Source organism: Legionella sp. ST3F1 (genome assembly GCF_048553315.1).
Lineage (GTDB): Bacteria > Pseudomonadota > Gammaproteobacteria > Legionellales > Legionellaceae > Tatlockia > Tatlockia donaldsonii.
The window spans coordinates 13,740-34,019 of record NZ_JBLZIO010000022.1 but is presented as its reverse complement, the minus strand read 5'-3'; the positions used below and the strand labels follow the sequence as shown (position 1 = coordinate 34,019).

Genomic DNA, 20,280 nt, shown 5'->3' with positions numbered 1-20,280 from the left:
CTCACAAATACCATTCTTGGGGAATTTCTTCCGCGCGCATCGGTTTAGCCTGTAATATCTGAGTTTGGCCATCCAGATGGTGTAAATCTACTTCAATCTGCGGCTCATCACGTCCGGAGCAAAAGCGGCCAGCAATGCGAGCACAAGTAAACAAGTCATCCGCTGTAGGTTGCCCCTCAATCAAAATCATCGGACCACGATGTGTGCGTACTTGCATATGAATGAATTCTTTGCGATAGCCGGTTAAGAAATTACTTTCGGCTTCGTCGCGGGCAATGATCATTTTATAATGAGGTTGGGGACGGATATGCCTGCCTGCTTTTAAAAGAATAATATCTTCCATATCGTAATTACGACTGTCACGGTGTTCCCACATATCTCGTAAGCGTCGGGTGTAATTTTCATCAGTTAATACACAACAACCGCCAGCAGGCTGGGCGAATTCTTCAATGGCCATTGCTGCAGCCAACCCTAACTGTGGTTTTCGATTACGGCCTTGAAAATCATACAGTTTTTCACGATTAATCCAACCCTCACGTTCTGGCAAGGTTGGCGGCAATAACTTCGCACATAAAGGGCGCAATAAACGATCGTCTGCCCCTGATTCGTCTGCAATAAGAGGCATGGTGGCTTTTCGTTGCGATTTTGGACGTTGGCCGACGACTTCACCAGTAATAATGAAGTCAAAATGATTCTCTACCATCCATTCGTGTGCTTGTTGCACCATGAAAATTTTGCAATCGAGGCAAGGATTAATATTTTTGCCATAACCGTGTTTGGGATTCAATAGAACATCTTTGTAAGGCTCAACGATATCAATGATGTGTAATTTAATGCCGAGTTGCTCTGCAACCCACAGAGCATCATTGCGAAGGGGTTTTGCACTATTTTTCCGATTACGGATGGCTGACGTATGTCCGGAATGGCAAAAACCCGTATAAAAATTGATTCCCTCAACATGAATGCCTTGTTCTTGAACAACTTTAACGGCTAACATGGAATCTAAACCACCAGAAATCAAGGCGACTGCTTTACGTTGTAACGACATGGGGTGACCTGATAATAAAATGACCAGTATTTTAACCTTTCCCTGCTAAGGGTCAAGCTCAAGTATTTCAGGACTTACGCAAAATCCGATCTATTCGTTAAAATTTCATTTTAATTCATATGGTTAGTTTTGATGAAGGCCGTCATTAAAAGCGAATTTTGCCTTAATCTCGACGTGTTTCATAAGCCTTGTTAGTAAGCGGGAGCAGGTTGGTAAGTTCTGAAGCAGGTAAATGATACGCTTTATTTTCAAGCTTTTTCCCATCCTGTACACAGGATTATCCACAGATTATGTGGATAAAAGGAAGCGCTAAATAACTAAAGAAAAAACAATATAAGCTGTTCCTGGCAAAGATCGATGGTAGAGAAGGGGGCATGGCGCGTGTTATGGTGGTAGAAGTAATGAATAAGTTATCCACAGGAATGGCTTGAGGTGACAGCGAAACCATTTCGACTATATTAGCTAAAGAAAAAATGAAAAAACAGTCTTGACTTGGAATATTTTAACTATTTTTACAAAATTTATTGTTGCGAGGAAAAATAGCTTTCCAGGCGTTTTAACCTTGCAAAAATTGTTCAAAATCACCTAACCAACGCTGAGCAATTGCGCGTGCCAGCTGAGGATTCTCAAGCACTAACTGTTTGGCCATGCTTGCCACGACCGGGAAAAAATGTTGATCGCGCTGTAGATTGGCCACTTTAAATTGATGGTAACCTGTTTGCCGAGTACCCAATACTTCACCCGCTCCACGTAATTGCAGATCTTTTTCTGCAATGATAAAACCATCGCAGGTTGCCCGCATAATGCGTAAACGTTCAGCACCCAATTGTGAAAGGGGTGACTGGTAAAGGAGCAGGCAATGAGATTGTGTACTACCACGACCGACTCGGCCGCGTAATTGATGCAATTGTGAAAGGCCCAGGCGTTCTGCATTTTCAATAATCATTAAACTGGCTTTAGGTACATCTACCCCCACTTCAATAACGGTAGTTGCCACTAATAAATCGATTTCTCCTTGTTTAAATGCTGCCATAGTGGCTTCTTTTTCGATGCTTTTCATTCGACCATGAACCAAACCTACACGGACATTGGGTAATTGGGCCTGGAGGTTTTCTGCAGTGGCAGTTGCTGCCATACACTGTAATTTTTCCGACTCTTCAATAAGCGTGCATACCCAATAGGCCTGCCGGCCATCAGCAATGGCTGATTGTAAGCGACTGATAACTGGTTCACGTTTTTCCTGGCTTAATACGGCGGTGCTAATCGGTGTACGCCCTGGGGGTAATTCATCAATAATCGATAAATCAAGATGAGCAAATTGAGTCATTGCCAAGGTTCTTGGAATAGGGGTAGCAGTCATTAGCAGTTGATGAGGATTAAGTGCGGCCTGCTGTCCCTTTTGTTGTAATAATAAACGTTGCTCGACTCCAAAGCGATGTTGCTCGTCAATAATCACTAGGCCAAGTTTGGCAAAGAGCACATTCTCTTGAAAGAGGGCATGGGTTCCTATAAGCATTTGGCAGTCATTAGTTGCCAGCAATGCCAACGTTTCCTTGCGTTCACTGGTTTTCATGTTACCGCTGAGCCTACGGCAGCCTATCCCTAGAGGACTAAACCAGGTTTGTAGATTGGCTGCGTGTTGTTCGCTTAACAATTCTGTTGGTGCCATAAACGCCACTTGATAGCCATTCGCAATGGCTTGTAAAGCAGCCAGTGCCGCTACCACCGTTTTACCAGAACCCACATCACCTTGAACCAGGCGTAACATGGGTTTTGATTGCGATAAATCTGTCGCGATTTCTTCACTGATGCGTTGTTGTGCCGCTGTTAATGCAAAGGGTAACTGCTCAATAAAGCGTGTCTGTAATTCCTGATTTTGGGAAATCAGTGGTGCTGATAACTGGCTTCTATGCTGCCTGGCAAATTGCATGGCCAGGCGCTGCCCCAATAACTCATCAAATACCAGACGCTGCAGAGCAGGGTGTGTGCCTTCTTCTAAGGTTTGTAAGGAAATGTCGGGGGGTGGATTATGCAATGTTGTAAGGGCCTGTGCGAGAGGGTAAAACTGCTGTTGTTGTAGCTGCTCTGCTGTCATCCATTCCAATTCGTCGATGGTTTCTTGGCAGGTTTGCAGGGCTATTTTGACCAGTTGTCGCAGGCGGCTTTGTGTTAACCCTTGTGTAGAAGGATAAATCGGAGTCAAGGTTTCATCCACTATACAATCTTCTTCATTCGCTAATAATTGGTATTCCGGGTGAATCATTTCAAACTTATTAGCAAATTCGCGAACTTCCCCAAAGGCGCGTATCAGAGTACATTCCTGCAATGCTTTGATTTGTTGTTTATTAAAGTGAAAAAAGCGCAGCTGCAAAATACCGCTTTTATCTTCCACATGGCAATAAAGCATCATGCGCTTGCCATATTTCACCTCTGTTTTGCAGACTCTGCCCACAATAACAGCCCAGTCATTGGCGCGCAGGTCACGAATGGCTGTAATGCGAGTTCTATCCTGGTAGCGATAAGGTAGATGAAAGAGCAGATCAGCCACTGTGGTTATACCACATTTGCTAAGTTTGGCACTCAATGTCGGGCCTACCCCTGCTAAAATTTCACAAGATTGATGTAACACAGTATGATTTGTAAGAAAAAAAACTCATAATAGCAGAAAATAAGTTACTGTTGACCGTTATGACTATAAATGCTGGAACAAGGGTTCGTACCGTTACATTTGCAGCCAGTTTGATTTTAGTATGGATCATCGGCTATTTGCTTATTGCTGGTCGCAGTTTATTAATTCCTATCGTCATTGCAGTCTTTATCTGGCATCTGTTAAACACAATCCATAACGCTGTGCAGCGGACACCTTTTGTTGGTCCCCGGTTACCTAATTGGCTTAGTATGGTACTGGCGTTATTGGTAGTAGCACTTCTGGTGAAGATTCTCATTGATATTATTGGTAATAATGTCAATGACGTGATTGCTGCTTCCTCTCGTTATCAGGAGAATTTGACCAATATTTTTAATAAGGTGGACGAGCGTTTTCATATTAAAACCCTGGCAAATGTGGATGGTTTTATCCGTGGCCTTAGTTTGCAAGGTATTTTAGTCAACATTTACGGTGTTTTTACCTCTATCACAGGCTCTGCCGTTTTAATTGCTCTCTATGTCATATTTTTATTTGTAGAACAACATTTTTTCACTCAAAAGCTGGACGCTCTTTTTCCTCAGGCTGGCCATCGCCAATTGGTCAATAACATCATTAGCCACATTGTAAAGGATACCCAAACCTATTTGGGTTTAAAAACCCTGTTGAGTTTACTTACGGCAACGACGAGTTGGATTATCATGAAATGCGTCGGTTTGGATTTTGCAGAATTCTGGGCCTTACTGATTTTTTTCTTAAATTTTATTCCCAATATTGGTGCTATCCTGGCGACAGCTTTTCCTGCGTTATTGGCGCTAATTCAATTTCAAAGTTGGCTGCCTTTTATAATCATTACTTCAGGCCTTGTCGCAATACAATTTATTGTTGGTAATCTTGTGGAACCACGCTTTTTAGGAAAATCATTAAATTTAAGTGCCCTGGTCATTTTATTTGCCTTGGCTTTATGGGGTGCTGTCTGGGGTGTTTTAGGCATGTTTCTTTCGGTGCCTATTACCGTCATGATGATGATTATTTTTGCTCATTTTGAGGCAACCCGGCCTTTGGCTATTATGTTGTCGCAGGATGGGCAAATACACAAGGCCTACGAAACCTTATAGCGGCTGGCTTTCTAATAATTTTATTTGGTTTATACTGATAGAAACGGCTTCATTCAAGGCGCTTACTGATGTCAGTTTTTAAGAAGCTAAAAAAATTTTATCAAGCATCTGCAGAGAATAGAACCCAGATTCATGTCTTTTTGGGCTTTCTTGTCATTCCTGTGATTGGTATGAGTCTTCTTTATGCCTATGTTTGTATTTTTTGGTTATGAATGAATAGACCCAGGTTCTGACGTAACTTGCTAATGGCTCATTCCTTTTGCGGATTGAAAACCTGCCCTATAAAGAGAATTACTCCTGATTGTGTATCATAGAGAATAAATAAAAAAGGATGGTTTGCATTGAATTGCATCGGTTGCTGTACAGCGGTACCGAACATCACTACAGCCGTTGCAGCCGCCGCTACAGTACCTTTTTCATCGACTTCTATAACCGCCTTTTGAATCATATCGGAAATTGCCAACGCAGACATTGTTATGTTGGAAAAGTCAGCTTTATCACTGAAAGCATCGATAACACCCATCTGTTGTAAAGGCTGTTTTAAGGATTTAAAGGTGGATGCCAGTTTGAATTTCGGCAGACTAACAAGAACCTTGCGGTTAGTGGCGCTTTGAAGAAGCTGGGCAAATGTTTCTTGAGTCAATGTTTGTTGTATTTCCTTTACTGAGTGAGTCGGTTTTGGCAATAAGACCGCCATTCTTATGGTGCTTTTTAAATAAGGTAATTGCAGCATTTGTAAACGATCATTTTCACTATAGAAAAAGTTATCCAGCTTTCCCATCATAGCTGTTTGTAGAGGGTTTCCGTCTGATAACAGGAAGGGTTTTTGTTCCGTGGCTTCCGGTTTGAAGGGGGACTCCCATACCCCATTAAAATAAATCGCATTGACCAGAATGAGTTGCGTCGCTCTGGTAATCATGCCTGGAGTAATCAGCTCTTTGATATATTGGTCTGTTTTCTCTTCGACCCAGTTATTAATACGTTGTCTGGCAGCCTCAGGTGCTTTATTAAAATTAACTCGGTAAAAATGATTTATTTGTCCCATAGCGGCCAGGAAGGGCGTCTTATAAATCAAACGTTCTTCTGCCCAAAATGAATTAGCAATTAAAAAAGTGGATGATTGGTTGAAGCCAAACCATTTACCAGCGTGTTTAAATTTGCAACTGAGCCATCCCTGGCAATCCCCATCGGGCATTAACGCGGTATCAATTTGAGCTAATTCAGCGGCATGATCGGTATTTCCTGCAGGAAAATGAAGCGCTTGATTTAGCTGTTGTTGAGTATTGCCACTAGCACCATTAGCTAAAATAACTAGAAGGGACGATAGGCTATAGGGTGATAAAATAAGATTTTGATCGGTTGTGCCTAGTTGTCGATAAAGATCAAAAGCGAACTCATTGAATGGTTGTGCTTCGGGGGCGAAATGGGTTGTTCTACTTGATACTGACAAAGCATAGCCCAGAAATAGAAACAGGAGAATAAAGAGACATCCTTTGGGTCTTATTGCTTTCAAAATAGCCTCCCTTTTCCCTATGCGGCAGTTACAAAAAATTCCTTACGAATAGTTCTTTTTTTTCCATAATAATGATTGTAAACCATTGGGTCATTTTTTATTCTAAATGTTTAATATTTTCTTAATTGTTGATCGTTAAAATAGGGCTCTTTGTGTTAAAAAAATAAGCCATGATTATTCTTTACATTCCTTTTTCCAGAGATGAAGCAGGGGATCTGCCGAGTGGGGCTGCCTTATGGAAAACAAATCATAGAGTAAGCTCACAAGAGCGGTTGAAAGTTATTTATCATCAAGATGACTACTCTCCAGACTTAATAAGCCCGGAGAGTAAAGTTTATATACTTGCTCATGGTTACGAAGAGAAACCAACGGTAGTTGCTAATTGTGCGGAAGCCAGCCAAGCTATTTTCCTGGATATGGAAACTGTAACAAAGCGCTTTGAATATGATCTGCTTGTTATAGCTCCTTTTATCACAACAGTGCACACTTATTTTTGCGGCTCACAGAAAAATAATTATGAACGTGCCTCAACCTTTCAAACTCAATGGTTGCGATCAGAGCAAGCTCCCATTCATTATTATGCGGGTAATCTTGCGACACCGGATAGAAATGGTTTTTTCTGGGCACAATCTAATAGCGAGTATGTTCCTTTAACCCGCTGTTGCCACACCCTGAATTCCACTTCAATTGATGAGGAAGAAGCTCCTAAACGCGCTAACATTAAGATGGAAAAAATGCCAGCAATGTTCGCTCATCGACATGAAAAGAAGCGAGAAAATTTTTTTACCCAAGCTAAGAAAAATAGACAGGATTTAATTGCTCTTTATAGAAATATTGATGAATCTATACCACCAGTGAGTTGTAGCCTGTAGATCTCCTTTTGTGTTTTTGTTTTAGTAAGAAGATAGACCGGTTTAAACCGGTCTTTTATAGAGCTAGCACCTATAGAGGACACTTATTTAGGGCCATTGAAAGCGCTACCAGTACCAAGGACAGAATCTTCATTATGGAAACGAGTCTCTTTTGACTCTCCATAACCATTAATTGCTGTAGCAACAGATCGAGTTATTAAGCTAACTGCGGATTTTAAGAAGCTTGCAACTGCGCCCACAAAGCTTGCTGCGGAAACCATTAAACCAATGGCAGCATTTTCTCCATGCTCTTTCCCATCGTCTTTAGCGAATCCTGCATGAATTGCTAAAGCTTGAGCACCTTCCCATATAGCGTAACCAAGAGCAGCAACAGAAGCTACCATTCCTAGAGCCGGAATGGCAGTAGCCCCCACTACTTCATCTGCAAAATCATAACGATCACGAAATCCCTCAAGGAAGTTCATTCGTTTAGTAGCTTCATCTTTGATGAAGTTAAAGGCTTCTTCGAAAGAACCTTTGTTTTTTGTTTTTTCCCATATTTTTTTAGCATCTATTTCTAATTGATCCAAATGATCAGAATAGTTCTGGAGAAAATTTTTCTTAGCATCGGGTGTTTTTTGGCTAGAGACTACCTTAACATCTTTTGCCCCTTGCCACAGCTTATCGAAAAAACCGGGATTTTTAGGCATGTTGATCTCCTTAGGGAAGCGAATGCATTTCTTTAATTTTAGTATAATATTTAATTATTAAGAAAAAATTACAAACATTGTGTGTTTGCGATGAACAATAAAATGAATCAATAGGGTATTTTTTGTTTTGCAAAAATTAGTTTCAGTGTTGCTTTGTGGGAGTTAAAACAGAAAAATTAAGTGTATGCTGGAAAACAGTTAATGTACGGCGTAATTATCTGGCTTTGGATTTTCTTTCTCTAATAAAAATAACACGGCCTTTTGCCCAGACTCTTCATACGGATTAAAATCCATTGTTACCGCAAAACCGAGATCATTATCCTCAGTAGACCAGGAGCGTTGATGCAAAATAGGTTCTATTCGTTTGGTTATAGCCTGCAAGGCTACTTCGTCGATAGAGAGGAGATATTGTTTGCTACTGGTTAGCATTTTTTGCAGGGTGATATGAAGAGCGTATTTTAATAGATAGAGCGCATGTTCATCGGTTTTGCTTCGCTCGCTCTGTCGAATAGGTTGGGCTCCATCATAGAGATGGCTAAACTGATATTCATAAGCAGAAAAGGCTTGCTCAATAAGCTCTTTTTTATCTGTTTTATCGCATTCACAACGAAAAAAGAGCAATCGTTGCTTATTTTTGCTTTTATCTGTCAATTTAAAACAGCCTTGAAAGACAAAAGGCTTCTCCCAAACTGCCACGAGTATTAAAGTCTCTATATTAATAGAAGTGAATGTCGACATGGTTGATTTACCTATTACTGCGAAGCACCCCGTGCATCAATATCCCAGACGTCAATAACGATGTCGTTGCTGGTGATATAAAATTTATCGAATAAATTGATGGTGGGATCACAATGCGGAACGATTAATTCCAGGACTTCTTTATTAGCTGGTAGTGGAGCATTGTTTTGGGCCGTTATTTTGCCATGCTCATCACCAAAGCCACCCCATTCGTAATTTAAATGAGGATGACTGATGATTTTAGGTTTATTTACGGGATCAAAATAAAGTGCTTTTGTACCTGCATCAACAGTAACATGTTCCTGACGGTTACTGCTAATGACAGTAGTCAGTAATGTCATGGCATGTTGAAAAGTAGTGAACTGATGAGGATTTTCTTTGGAGCCAATTCTGGCGTAATCAACATCCATAACGGCATACGATCCTGGTTGTATTTCAGTGATTTCTGCCGCTACGCTATCGATATCATAGGTGCCTGTGCCAGTACCCGTTAGGATAGGGCAGGGCAGTCCGGCTTTTTTAAGTGTTTGTACTACTTCGCTGGCCTGTTGCATTACTTGTAAAGAGCTTTCTTGCCGTTGCTGATAAGAAATAATATGTTGCAAATTCCCTGCATAGCACTGGACTCCAAGGAAGTTTAGCCATTGGGAATTCATGATAGCGGTTGCCAAGGGCAAAGCGAGCTCAGGTTTGACCCCAGTTCTCCCTATACCTGGATCCAAATCAAGTAACACATTTATTTTTTGATTAATGGAAGCAGCTGCTGTGGCAAGCTCCGCAATATTCTCCTCATTATCAACGACTAATATCGTATCAGGTGATTTTTTTAGGCAGTTCAATAAACGTCTGATTTTGTAGGTACTGACAAGGGGAGACGTAATTAGAAGACCCGTGATCCCTTGGTTAATGAGTACTTCTGCCTCAGAGATTTTTGCTGCGCTAATACCAATTGCGCCATATTGGCGTTGAAGTTTTGCCAGTTGCGAGCATTTATGAGTTTTACAGTGGGGTCTAAGATTAATACGATTTGCATCAGCATGTTGCTGCATGAGTTTAAGATTGTAATCCAGTTTGTCTTTATCAATAACTAGGCAGGGAGTATCCAGGGCAAATTTATTAACCCCCATAAACGCTTTTGGCATGTTCATTTTAGAGCTAAGGTTTGTTAGGGAGGTAGGATAGCACAAAAAATCCAGGCCTAACTGCTCATTCGAGTAGAAATGTAAACAACCCTTAAATAGGTTTAAACAAATGCTGAGAGGAGAAATCCTCTATCAAATAGTCCGTTTACTCTATCTCAGGATAAATTACTGACGCCTTATGACTGCCGTGCCAAATTTCTTGCTCACTTAATTCTGTTTCAATGAATTCAATAGGTGCACCACACTCTGCAATCATAGCGACCTTAAATCCCGGGAAAGGCTCATAAGGTGCAAGAATCACTTCTTTCCCTGCTATGGCTTCATTAAGGCTAGGTACTTGAAAGGCCACATGGACTTTGGATTTTATTAAAGGATGTAAAGGAGAATCGGGTTCAAAGCGATGGTATTGAATACGATACTCACTGTTTTGCCCGCCACTCGTGTACATTTTGAATGTGGAACTGTATTTTTCACCTTCACGGGGACTATCCGTCGGTATACCTAAGTGATGGTATTGATAGCCTGTGGTTTTTATAGTCATTTTTTTGCCTCGTTGACAACTTTATAATGAGTATAATTAAGTTAAAAAAGTTGTAAATTTACTTATAATTCATTCATTATGAACAATAAGTTCATAATCAAGGTTCAAAGCAATGTATAACCAGGGGCAGGTATCCTGTTTTTTAAAAGTGGCTGAGTTGGCTAGTTTCTCTCTCGCAGCCCAGACCTTACATTTGACTGTAACAGCTGTCAGTAAACAAATTAAAAATTTAGAGCAGGCAATTGGTGAACAATTGTTCTTACGGACCACTCGTCGTGTCGATCTTACCGAGTTTGGCCACCTATTTTATGAGCGTTGTAAGGCAATTGAAGAGCAAATCCAGGCTGTTAATCGATTTATCGAATCAAACCGCGAGGAGCCCCAAGGGGAATTAAGGGTCCTGGTTTCAACAATTACTGCCAAGGAATGGGTGTTACAGCATTTGCCAGCGTTTATCAATGCTTACCCATTGCTTGATCTTGAGTTGGTTTTTTCAGAACAGGATGATGAATTGGCACGGACTGACATCGATATTATGGTAGGGTTTCCGGTTATTCCGCCGGCAACAGAAATACTGAAATACCGTAAAATGTTTAATGTGAATAATATCCTCTGTGCTTCCAAAGAATTTGCTGCCCGTTATGGCTTGCCAAAGGATGCAGAGGAATTACCGCACTTTAAGATCATTTCACACAGCCTGCGTAAACCGGCTCACTTTTTACCACTTGCTGATGGAGGGCAATTACATTGTGCGAAACCCATTCTTTACATGGATAATTTTGAGGCATTAAATCAAGCCTGTCTGGCCGGGGCTGGTTTGTTTTTGACGGGGGATATCTTGGTGAAATCCTGGTTGGATAGTGGTGATTTAGTCCCGGTGTTAGCGCAATATGTTTTTCGTCATTATGAAATTTTCATGTTTTACCGTGCTTATGATTTTGAATTACCAAAGATTCGTGCTTTTGTCGATTTTTTTACCGCTAAACTCGCCTGATTATTTCTGTTTTAGGGTTAACAGGTTTAATTGCCATGGATTTCCTTTGATATTGCCAATAGACTTTGCAACTGGTACGAAAAAGCGCATAATAGCTGCTTTTTGACGAGTGAAAAAAGTGTTATGAAACAAACCGTCGAACAATTGCTCACCCAGGCGCTTACAACGCTCAAAGAATCAACTGTTATTCCGCAAGATGTTGAAGTAGACATCAAAGTTGAGCGCGCTAAAGAGAGCAGTCATGGTGATTTTGCGACGAATTTAGCTATGATGTTGGCCAAGCCATGTCGCCAGGCGCCCCGTCAATTAGCTGAATTAATCATCAATCATTTACCTTCCCATTCAGCTGTAGAGCGAGTTGAGATAGCGGGTCCCGGATTTATTAATTTTTTCATGCGTAATGAAGCACGCAGCCAAATCATTGCTCAGATACTTAGAGAAGGCGAGCTGTTCGGTCGTAGTGATTTTGGGCAAGGAAAGAAAGTTATTCTGGAGTTTGTCTCGGCAAATCCAACTGGTCCTCTGCATGTTGGTCATGGCCGTGGTGCTGCTTTTGGTGCAACATTGGCAAATCTATTAGTGGCTGCAGGTTTTGCGGTGAGTAGTGAATATTATGTGAATGATGCTGGCCGTCAAATGAATATTCTTGCTGCAAGTGTTTGGCTGCGTTATTTGAGTCTGGCTGGTGAGGGAATTGTTTTTCCTGCTAATGGTTATCGTGGTGATTATGTCGTCACGATTGCCCAGGACGCTTTAAACCAATACGGCCATGATTTTGTACATCCCTGGTCTGTGGTGCAAGAGGGCTTGCCTGCTGATGAGCCACAAGGGGGGGATAAAGAAGTCTATATCGATGCCATGATTGTTCGAGCGCGTACTCTGCTCGGTGAAAAGGGCTTTAAATTGTTCCACAAGCTGGCTTTGGATTCGGTACTCGATGATATTAAAGATGATTTGGCAGGTTTTGGTGTTAATTATGATTACTGGTTTTCAGAACAATCATTACTGGATGGCGGAGCAATTGATAAAGGGATCCAGGCATTAAAAGACGCTGGCCATACTTACGAAAAAGAAGGCGCTTTATGGTTCCGTGCAACTGATTTTGGCGACGAGAAAGATCGTGTGTTGGTCCGTGCAAATGGGCATACCACCTATTTTGCTTCGGATGTAGCTTATCACTGGGATAAGTACGCTCGAGGTTTTGAACGCGTTATCGATATTTTTGGTGCCGATCATCACGGCTATGTAACGCGAGTCAGGGCAGCAGTAACGGCTTTGGGTCATGACCAAAATGCCTTGGATGTTTTATTGGTACAATTTGCGATACTTTATCGTAGTAGTGAGCGAGTTCAAATGTCTACTCGCAGTGGTTCTTTCGTGACTTTGCGCGAACTACGTGAAGAAGTTGGCAATGATGCTGCTCGTTTCTTCTATGTGATGCGTAAACCAGAGCAACATATGGATTTTGATTTGGATTTGGCTAAGTCTGAATCAAATGATAATCCTGTTTATTACATTCAATATGCTCATGCACGTATTAGTTCAGTGTTGCGGCAATTACAAGAGCGTGGTTTGCAATGGGATGAGGAAAAGGGGCTTGCCCATATTGAATTGCTCGTGGAACCACAGGAAGCCGCTCTAATTTCTTTAATAAATCGTTACCCGGAAGTAATTGTAGCAGCCGCCAGTGCGTGTGAACCGCATCAGCTTGCCTATTATTTACGGGAGTTAGCGAATGGATTGCATAGCTATTACAATGCCGTACAATTATTGTGCGAGCAAGAGGTCTTAAGGAATGCGCGTTTATGCCTTCTAAAAGCAGTACGTCAAATCTTGAGGAATGGCTTGCATTTAATTGGTGTATCAACTCCTGAGAGCATGTGATGGCAAAGGATTACGGAAGAAGGCCGAGTAGGCAAAGGAGTAGTGCCCCTAAGCAAGTATTTTGGGTGCTAGCTTCTTTTGTAGGTGGTTATTTGGCAGCGACAGTGTTTGATTTTACCAGCTTAACTACATGGATTAATACGCAGGTATTAGGACAGCAAAATGAGCAAAAAAATACGGCACAAGTCGTTGCAAAACCCAATGAAATGCCAAAGCCAAAATTTGAGTTTTATACCTTACTAGCTAAAGATCGCAGCGCACCTGCACAGGTAACCCATCAGGTTAATCCTGCTACGATAGCGGCGCAAACAAAAGTTGTAGCTTCACCTTCATCACCTGCAGCCTCTGTTTCGATTACTCCTACGCCACCCGCTGCAAATCAGCAAACGCAGACCTCTGCTGTCGTTGCAGAAGGTAAACCTATAACAGCCGCTAATACCAGTAGCAAAGAGTCTTATTTGCTGCAGCTTGCTTCATTCAAAAATAAGCAGGAGGCTGAACGTTTGAAAGCGGCTCTGACTTTGAAGGGCTTTGACGTTCACGTTGCTATGTCTTCTCAGCAGCAGGGCAATTGGTTTAGGGTAGTTCTCGGACCTTTTCATTCACGAGGAGATGCTGAAAAAGCACGGATAGCCGTAGCACGGAGAGAGCGTATTACAGGGATGATTCGTAAAATGGATGCCTAGGAGAATCAATAAATTTCTTCAGTAGTTCGCTTTAGTGAAGCTGGGGAAGGAGAGCGCAGAACCGAAATGCGCACGGTAGTACAGGAGGGTTTGAGCACCGTAGTGACGAAACGATACTTCATGACAGTAGAATTTCGAGAGAAGTGAGTTCCAACAGAAACAGGAAGTCAAGGTAATACTTACTTGATGCCGTTACCTCTGCCGTCGTTGAAAGGAGGTTAGAAACTACACTCAACGATAATTTCTTGCAAGGGCATGCATCACGACAGGAATTTAGCTTATGCCAAAAAATATAATATTTCATGGTTCTTTTTTAGTTTCTGGGATTATGTGTCATGCTGGGTGTGGTTCTTTAGTTCAGAGTGCACTGAGTGATTTAAGTGGGGTTGGATTACCCTCGGACGCTGAAGTCCATTCTATCGATGCACAACCTAAAACGTTAGGTATTCATGAAATATCTATATCGATTCAGAGTGAACAGGAAGGATTTAACCAGAGTGGTGAAAAGAATAAAACTATTCTTGCTGGCCTCACAAGTAAGTTAACCGAATATAGTTTTCAGATTATTGACGAAAAAAATCTTGAATCCGAAGATGAATCAAAATGGCCTAACCGGATCAACATACTAGTTAATCTGGTTGCTATGTTTGGTATTCTTGTTTTATCACTTATCTATCCTCCTTCACTGCTCTTGACAGTTGCTTTAACAGCTGTGACTACTCTAACTACTGCTTTCACCGGAAGAAATTATCTCTCTGCCTTTTTAAATAACCTGCGCAATAAAAAAATTAATGATATGTCATCGACGATTAGTCTCGGTTGGTTATTATCCTTGACTCACACGCTCTATCATTCAATCACTATGCCACTGGCCAGTAGTTTTTCGATGGTATTCATGAGTTTTATTATGCCGGTGATGCTGATTGCAATGGTAAATGGTATGGATGAAATTAAACGTCTGGTACTGCAAAAATCAAAGACAATTCATTTAAAAGGCATGAAATCATTATTCCCACAAATGGCAGAAGAGTACCTTTGCCATCAAGTTCCCCAAGAGGCACAAGAAAAATTAATGTCATTAATGGAGACTCAACCTACTGACGTTAGTGTTGAAGAATTTTTAATTCCCGTACAGACTTGGTTGAGTAGTGATAAAGTTAAGCAATCCAAGCAATCGTTACAGAAGGGGATGCTTATTCAAGTGAATGCCGGGGATTGTTTTCCAGTCGATTGTATCCTTGTACAGGGAAATACTCTGGTTGATGCATCGTTGTTAACCGGTGAACCACAACAGCCCAAACAGCTTCTGGATACTATTCCGGCTGGTGCGATTAATCTTGGACAGGCAGTTACAGTGTATGTGACTAACGATTCTTATAATAGTACTGTCAATAAATTATTGTTTCGCTCAAATCGAGCCCCAGAAAAGAGTACTTCGCCAGATGACACTACCAAATTCACATCTCTTTATACGAGTCTGATAATGGTCAGTATTGTTGCCTCTATTATAACACCGCTTTCTTTGGGAGTATTCACTGTCCCTCTGGTTTTAAAAAATGTCATCGGTATTTTATTTGCAGTTTGCCCTTGCACCATTGCTATCGCCCACCAGTTACCGCAGTTGTTAAGTATTTATCAGCGCAATAATAAAAATATCTTATTGCGCAATGAGAATATGAATTCGACTCAAGAGATGATTCATACCGTGGTATTTGATAAAACAGGTACGCTGACAACCGGGAGGAGTAAGGTAGAGTCCTATGAGGGGCTTGATGAGGCCCTTTGGCAAAAAATTCATTTATTGGAACAATGCCATGGTGCGGGTCATCCCCTGGCCAACGCAATTAATAGTTTTTACGACTCCCACATTGCCCAGAAGATTGTCTTTAAAGATATAAGTAACCCGATTCTTGATCCAAAAAATCGTGGTTTATCAGCGACGGTTCAGGGGAAATCAATTCACATAGGTAATCTCAGTTATATGCAGGAAATCCAGGAGTCCCAGATAGTGGTGGCAGAAGAGCATACTTCTTTAATTCAAAGCAAATTATTGCAGGGCTATACACCAATTTATGTGGCTGAAGAAAAGGTTTATAAAGGAGTTATTTTCATACAACATGAACCAAGAAGTGATATTTTAGCAGCACTTAAGCGCTTAAAGAATGAAGGTAAAACTTTAATTATGCTTACCGGTGACAATTCAGTGTCGGCGATGGCATTTAATCAACAAATATCGGCAAAGGCCTATCCACATAGCGAAGAAACCATTTTTGAGCCACAAAATATTCATGCAGAGCAACAACCACATATGAAGGAAGCGTTTTTGCGGAAATTGATGAAATCTTTTGAGCCTGTTGCTGCACCTAAAAAAGAAAGTAGTAAACAAGGTTTTCTAAGTACAGTAAGAGGTTTTTTTGGGGGCGGGATGACGCCTTCAGAACCTAAAAAATCTCAAGGAGGGGTTTGGTTTGTTGGAGATGGCTTAAATGATGCTCCATGCGCCCGAATCGTGACAGAAAAAAAAGGTGTCAGTTGTGCAATGAACTCTACTGACAAGGCTGCTTTTTTTACAGATATTAGCTTGAATGGTTCATTGGCTTATCTATTTGAACATCATAAACTGGATCGTTTTTTTCAAAAAAATATTCGTCAAAACCAAGCGTTACTGGTTTATAGTGCCATTGCCTTTTTAGCGTTTATTATTAGTTTTTCAATTGCAGGCCTTGCTGTGTCTCCTTTGATTCCGATGTTGATCATGATGTCGACTACCGGATTTACTTTACTCAACTGTTACCGGGTAAAACTTTCAGTTGATGAGGCACTTGATAAACATCGCTCATGGTTTAGAGGCTTTTTTGTTTCAGATGCGTCTGTTGGTTTAGCGGCTGGCGCAAGTACATTATTAATTGTTGGCCTGCTCATCTCAACCGTGATGTCGAAGGGATTGGGGTTACCTGCATTGACTGCCGGAGGTTGGGCCGCAATAGGCAGTGCCTCCGCTCTGTCAGGAGGGATACTATTAACGTTATTCACTTTGACAGCGGTCGGCTATCTAATTTTTGATCAATTTAGCCCAATGGCTGGTGACGACGCAATAATCCAGAATGAGCCTTCAGTTATCAAAAGACAGCGGGGGACTCCACAACTCGCAACAACTCCTGCCCATCAAGAAGTTCATAAAGGACTTTTTTCGTTATCTGAGCCAATTACCGGTGACAGGATGGTAGGAACCAGGTCTCCGACTGTAGAGCCAACCAGCTTGACAGTCGGCTTTATCTAACGCGTTACAGTGACCCGAATATCGCGAGCATTTTTTATTGCTTGCGGTTTACTAATGCTAATGGTTAGCTGTGGGAGGTTATACTCATTTTTAATTAATCGAGCAATTTGGTCAGCGACTGTTTCGATCAGATGAAAGGAGTTTGTTTCCACATAGTTGGTGACTTGTTGGCATAGTTTGGCGTAATCGATAGTATTCGCTAAATTATCTTCACAATGAGTAAAGTCGGCTGGAATAGTAATATCGATTAATAAAGGTTGGCAAATTCGCTGTTCCCAATCATAGACGCCAATACGGGCGGCTACCGTGAGACCCTGGATATGAAGACTGTCCATAAGCAAACTTAAGCAGAAAGAAGTTTTGCTAGCATAGCAAGGGAGCGTTTTAGGGGCAATCATTTATGGATATGAATATTTTTATAAAAACAAAGCGTTAATCTGTTTGCTTGAATTAGCAAGACTGAATGAATAGACTAAATGCCATTGAAACAATGGCAATATAGCGATGCCAGTAGTTAATTAACAAAAATTGATGACCTCTATTTATAGCCCTGAAATGCAGCAACAACTCAAAGATAGCCTGGAATTATTGAAAATGATTTTAGGAGCTGATCTTTGGGGCGTTTATCTGTATGGTTCCTCCCTGGTGGGCGGACTGCAAAAATATAGCGACATTGACTTATTCGTTGTCACCAAGCGCGCAACAACCTCAGAGGAAAAAGCCAGATTAATTGCTGAGTTTCTTCAAATCTCTGGTATTTACATGAAAGGTTCAAAGTTACCTATTGAAATGACCCTTGTAGAGAAGACAGCGATTAACCCTTGGCGGTATCCCCCTCACTTTGATTTTCAATATGGGGATTGGTTACGCCAATCCTTTGAGAAGGGCATCATTGAACCTTGGCTGACTCATGAAATGCCTGATCTTGCGCTAATTGTTACGCAAGTGTTATTAAAGAGCCAAACTTTATTGGGGTTAGAGCCTGAGCGGCTATTGGCACCAGTGCCATACCATGATTTTATAAAAGCGATGCTTCATGATTTAAATAGACTTGCCATGGATCTTGAGCATGATACGCGAAATGTCCTACTTACTTATGCGCGAATCTGGAGTACTTTGGAAACCAATGCGATAAGATCTAAACCTGCGGCGGCGGACTGGGTAATGAATCATTTACCTGAAGTATATCAACCGGTGATGCAGCGGGCCAAATCAATTTGTATTGGTATAGAAACTGAATATTGGGACGATGTAAAAATCCTTATAAAGTCTTGCGCAGATTTTATGGCAAATAAAATCAATGAACAGGCTTCATTGATTAATTTTGATGATTCCAAGTTAATAAAACTCGTTGGGGAACCATTGTCAGGAGAGCCCTTGTAGATGACGTGCAGTTACGATCCTAAAACCATTCCCTCGGAAGGTTGTTGGGTATTTAAGGCACTGGTTCCCGGCTGTGGCATAAATCTGCAAGTCTTGATATGACTGGATGAGAGAGGAGGATTCTCACGCCAAGCACCTAAAGAAGTTTGTTCCTCTGTTAGCTCAGTGGATGGGGCAACTGGATTGACTGTTGTAGTGATTAAGTGATCCATCATTGAGCGCGCTGCTTCTTCTTCCAGAGGCGATGTTACCACTGCTGTGCTTTTAGCAGTTGGCTGTTCGAGTTTTGGAGAATAGATAAAACTTAACAATCTTAATTTGGCAACCAGCCAAATGGCAGAGAAATAACCTAATTCCTTATACCCATGATTAGCAGGATCTTGACGTGTTGCTGCATATTGCCCAGCACTTAATAGGTCTACTCGGCTTATATTCGCTCGATAATAAACCTTGCCATCTACTCCGTGTATCAATAGGGGCTGAGGCTGCGATTCCTTGTAATTCACCTCAGGCAGGAACGCAAGGCCACCGTATTGGGATGGTTGCGGTTTTTTGCCGCCTAACAAGCGTCTCGTAATATCACCGAGTGAATTATCCATGCCATTAATGAGTTGGTTGCTATCTTCATCGTTTGAGCGTTCAAAATAGGTCCCATCACCGTATGCTTGATCTTCACTAGGGTTAACACCAAAAACGGTATCCGCTCCATAGTGTTTATAGCCTTTTGGTTGAAACGGATTTAAGACGTTTAATCCAAAGGTATTATCTTCATTGTGCATATTGTTGATGAGAATAGATCCCCAATTACCAAATTGTGCAGGCATAATTTGGCGCAACAAACCTATGCGGCTTAGATGTCCGCCAGCAAAGTGATCAGAATAAAAATGCATGGTAAATAGATCTTGCCCAACAGCCAGTGCATGGTAACGATAATACAATTCGTTGTAGAGCGTCTTATTGTCCAGTGAGGCTTTATAACCATAAGCAGTCGGATTTTGACCTATTGCTTCTGCAACACGTTCTGCTTCGCTAAGTATCCCGGGCTCAATTTCACTGAGATCGCCCTCAGTAGCCAAGAGTTTAAACGCGTAAGCCAGCTCAGTAGAATGGAGTGCTTCTGTGTGGCCAACCATGTAGGCTCGAGTTGACCAGGGAGCAAAATGAGCTTCGTTCAATGTTAGTTTTTTATTGTAACCATTAACGCGAAATGCATAGACCAGTTGTTGAAAAATGCTATTCAACGAGGGAAAAAAAGGAATATAGGTTCTTTCTTCAATAGCATAAATCTGTTGGATATCCGCTTTCCGGAGAGTTGGGGAAGCTAAATCACCATAGGCCTGAAGATAAACATCGTTCTCTTTGGGGCTGACAGGCAAGTTGAATAAGGCTTCATTATCTTTTTTTACATGACCTGTTAAAGGGGGAAGTTGTAAATCCAGACCCCAACCTGCTTTGGTGTAATAATCTCCAGCCAACGCAACAATATCACCGGCTTCTAATGCAAATTCTAACGGAACAGGTATGCCATTAACGAGCCGCATCATGTGGACATGCAAATTATTGTTATCGCTCTCAGATAGGCCTTCACTTCCCTTTAAATAACGGTTGCCCAGGGTCATTATGCGAATTTTATTACCGGCATTACGGTGTTCATTGGTTTCCATGCGTGTTCCACAACAAATGTCTTGCCTAATTTTAACGTCTAAAAGTTAAGGTAACCTTAAGCTGGAAAGCTAAAACAGTGCTAA

17 protein-coding genes are annotated in these 20,280 nt (G+C 41.4%); 8 read left to right on the top strand and 9 right to left on the bottom strand.

All coding sequences use genetic code 11. From position 1 onward, the window contains the following. Position 1: 1 nt before the first annotated feature. On the bottom strand, positions 2-1,048 hold the full coding sequence (locus ACN4Z1_RS13535) for a tRNA (5-methylaminomethyl-2-thiouridylate)-methyltransferase (protein WP_228362940.1): 1,047 nt from the start codon (positions 1,046-1,048) through the stop codon (positions 2-4). Between the two features lie 556 nt (positions 1,049-1,604). Beyond that, complete coding sequence (gene recG / locus ACN4Z1_RS13530) at positions 1,605-3,677, bottom strand: ATP-dependent DNA helicase RecG (RefSeq protein WP_228362939.1); 2,073 nt, start codon at positions 3,675-3,677, stop codon at positions 1,605-1,607. A gap of 59 nt (positions 3,678-3,736) precedes the next feature. Here recG and ACN4Z1_RS13525 point away from each other — a divergent pair, with 59 nt between their 5' ends. Together ACN4Z1_RS13525 and ACN4Z1_RS13520 are read left to right on the top strand one after the other, a co-directional pair. Beyond that, positions 3,737-4,810, top strand: a complete 1,074-nt coding sequence (locus ACN4Z1_RS13525) for an AI-2E family transporter (RefSeq protein WP_058446677.1) — start codon at positions 3,737-3,739, stop codon at positions 4,808-4,810. Positions 4,811-4,878: 68 nt separating this feature from the next. After that, entirely contained in the window at positions 4,879-5,022 is a 144-nt protein-coding gene (locus ACN4Z1_RS13520; protein ID WP_165482115.1) for a hypothetical protein, read from the top strand. A 38-nt stretch (positions 5,023-5,060) separates the two neighbouring features. Here the strand turns inward: ACN4Z1_RS13520 and ACN4Z1_RS13515 are convergent, their stop codons facing one another. Then, positions 5,061-6,323 carry a serpin family protein gene (locus ACN4Z1_RS13515; RefSeq protein WP_228362938.1) on the bottom strand — a complete coding sequence of 421 codons (1,263 nt, stop codon included), beginning with the start codon at positions 6,321-6,323 and terminating at the stop codon, positions 5,061-5,063. Between the two features lie 170 nt (positions 6,324-6,493). Between ACN4Z1_RS13515 and ACN4Z1_RS13510 the strand changes: the two genes are divergently transcribed. Continuing rightward, complete coding sequence (locus ACN4Z1_RS13510; RefSeq protein ID WP_228362937.1) at positions 6,494-7,195, top strand: hypothetical protein; 702 nt, start codon at positions 6,494-6,496, stop codon at positions 7,193-7,195. Between the two features lie 83 nt (positions 7,196-7,278). Here the strand turns inward: ACN4Z1_RS13510 and ACN4Z1_RS13505 are convergent, their stop codons facing one another. The 4 genes from ACN4Z1_RS13505 to ACN4Z1_RS13490 all read right to left on the bottom strand — a co-directional run bounded on the left by ACN4Z1_RS13505 (position 7,279) and on the right by ACN4Z1_RS13490 (position 10,305). Continuing rightward, entirely contained in the window at positions 7,279-7,884 is a 606-nt protein-coding gene (locus ACN4Z1_RS13505; RefSeq protein WP_228362936.1) for a hypothetical protein, read from the bottom strand. A gap of 198 nt (positions 7,885-8,082) precedes the next feature. Further along, positions 8,083-8,622, bottom strand: a complete 540-nt coding sequence (locus ACN4Z1_RS13500; protein WP_228362935.1) for a hypothetical protein — start codon at positions 8,620-8,622, stop codon at positions 8,083-8,085. Between the two features lie 14 nt (positions 8,623-8,636). Beyond that, the gene (locus ACN4Z1_RS13495) at positions 8,637-9,764 is read right to left on the bottom strand and encodes a DSD1 family PLP-dependent enzyme (RefSeq protein ID WP_228363052.1); all 1,128 of its coding nucleotides are present in this window, start codon (positions 9,762-9,764) and stop codon (positions 8,637-8,639) included. Between the two features lie 145 nt (positions 9,765-9,909). Further along, positions 9,910-10,305, bottom strand: coding sequence for a hypothetical protein (locus tag ACN4Z1_RS13490; protein WP_228362934.1), 396 nt, complete (start codon positions 10,303-10,305; stop codon positions 9,910-9,912). Positions 10,306-10,417: 112 nt separating this feature from the next. Between ACN4Z1_RS13490 and ACN4Z1_RS13485 the strand changes: the two genes are divergently transcribed. The 4 genes from ACN4Z1_RS13485 (at position 10,418) to ACN4Z1_RS13470 (ending at position 17,149) form a co-directional block, all read left to right on the top strand. Beyond that, positions 10,418-11,299: a LysR family transcriptional regulator gene (locus ACN4Z1_RS13485; protein WP_228362933.1), complete on the top strand. Its 882-nt coding sequence runs from the start codon at positions 10,418-10,420 to the stop codon at positions 11,297-11,299. A gap of 123 nt (positions 11,300-11,422) precedes the next feature. After that, entirely contained in the window at positions 11,423-13,183 is a 1,761-nt protein-coding gene (gene argS, locus ACN4Z1_RS13480; protein WP_228363051.1) for an arginine--tRNA ligase, read from the top strand. After that, a complete protein-coding gene (locus tag ACN4Z1_RS13475) occupies positions 13,183-13,869 on the top strand; it encodes an SPOR domain-containing protein (RefSeq protein ID WP_228362932.1) in 687 nt (228 codons plus the stop codon). Before argS ends, ACN4Z1_RS13475 begins: the two co-directional genes overlap by 1 nt. 280 nt (positions 13,870-14,149) lie before the next feature. Continuing rightward, complete coding sequence (locus ACN4Z1_RS13470) at positions 14,150-17,149, top strand: HAD-IC family P-type ATPase (RefSeq protein ID WP_228362931.1); 3,000 nt, start codon at positions 14,150-14,152, stop codon at positions 17,147-17,149. Here ACN4Z1_RS13470 and folB read toward each other — a convergent pair. Continuing rightward, the gene (folB, locus tag ACN4Z1_RS13465; RefSeq protein WP_115222644.1) at positions 17,146-17,484 is read right to left on the bottom strand and encodes a dihydroneopterin aldolase; all 339 of its coding nucleotides are present in this window, start codon (positions 17,482-17,484) and stop codon (positions 17,146-17,148) included. The two genes, ACN4Z1_RS13470 and folB, sit on opposite strands and share 4 nt — an antisense overlap. A 196-nt stretch (positions 17,485-17,680) precedes the next feature. Here folB and ACN4Z1_RS13460 point away from each other — a divergent pair, with 196 nt between their 5' ends. After that, positions 17,681-18,532: an aminoglycoside adenylyltransferase family protein gene (locus tag ACN4Z1_RS13460; RefSeq protein ID WP_228362930.1), complete on the top strand. Its 852-nt coding sequence runs from the start codon at positions 17,681-17,683 to the stop codon at positions 18,530-18,532. 11 nt (positions 18,533-18,543) lie between these two features. On the opposite strand, the gene ACN4Z1_RS13455 is transcribed toward ACN4Z1_RS13460, so the two are convergent. Beyond that, positions 18,544-20,196: a hypothetical protein gene (locus tag ACN4Z1_RS13455; protein WP_228362929.1), complete on the bottom strand. Its 1,653-nt coding sequence runs from the start codon at positions 20,194-20,196 to the stop codon at positions 18,544-18,546. Positions 20,197-20,280 lie beyond the last annotated feature (84 nt).

Bases quoted from the DNA above. Each gene is read 5' to 3' on its own strand.
- ACN4Z1_RS13485 (WP_228362933.1), top strand. From the start codon at position 10,418: ATGTATAACCAGGGGCAGGTATCCTGTTTTTTAAAAGTGGCTGAGTTG.
- ACN4Z1_RS13520 (WP_165482115.1), top strand. From the start codon at position 4,879: ATGTCAGTTTTTAAGAAGCTAAAAAAATTTTATCAAGCATCTGCAGAG.
- ACN4Z1_RS13495 (WP_228363052.1), bottom strand. From the start codon at position 9,764: ATGCCAAAAGCGTTTATGGGGGTTAATAAATTTGCCCTGGATACTCCC.
- ACN4Z1_RS13490 (WP_228362934.1), bottom strand. From the start codon at position 10,305: ATGACTATAAAAACCACAGGCTATCAATACCATCACTTAGGTATACCG.
- ACN4Z1_RS13535 (WP_228362940.1), bottom strand. From the start codon at position 1,048: ATGTCGTTACAACGTAAAGCAGTCGCCTTGATTTCTGGTGGTTTAGAT.
- ACN4Z1_RS13470 (WP_228362931.1), top strand. From the start codon at position 14,150: ATGCCAAAAAATATAATATTTCATGGTTCTTTTTTAGTTTCTGGGATT.
- ACN4Z1_RS13460 (WP_228362930.1), top strand. From the start codon at position 17,681: ATGACCTCTATTTATAGCCCTGAAATGCAGCAACAACTCAAAGATAGC.
- ACN4Z1_RS13510 (WP_228362937.1), top strand. From the start codon at position 6,494: ATGATTATTCTTTACATTCCTTTTTCCAGAGATGAAGCAGGGGATCTG.
- argS (WP_228363051.1), top strand. From the start codon at position 11,423: ATGAAACAAACCGTCGAACAATTGCTCACCCAGGCGCTTACAACGCTC.
- ACN4Z1_RS13525 (WP_058446677.1), top strand. From the start codon at position 3,737: ATGACTATAAATGCTGGAACAAGGGTTCGTACCGTTACATTTGCAGCC.
- folB (WP_115222644.1), bottom strand. From the start codon at position 17,484: ATGGACAGTCTTCATATCCAGGGTCTCACGGTAGCCGCCCGTATTGGC.
- ACN4Z1_RS13500 (WP_228362935.1), bottom strand. From the start codon at position 8,622: ATGTCGACATTCACTTCTATTAATATAGAGACTTTAATACTCGTGGCA.
- ACN4Z1_RS13505 (WP_228362936.1), bottom strand. From the start codon at position 7,884: ATGCCTAAAAATCCCGGTTTTTTCGATAAGCTGTGGCAAGGGGCAAAA.
- ACN4Z1_RS13455 (WP_228362929.1), bottom strand. From the start codon at position 20,196: ATGGAAACCAATGAACACCGTAATGCCGGTAATAAAATTCGCATAATG.
- ACN4Z1_RS13475 (WP_228362932.1), top strand. From the start codon at position 13,183: ATGGCAAAGGATTACGGAAGAAGGCCGAGTAGGCAAAGGAGTAGTGCC.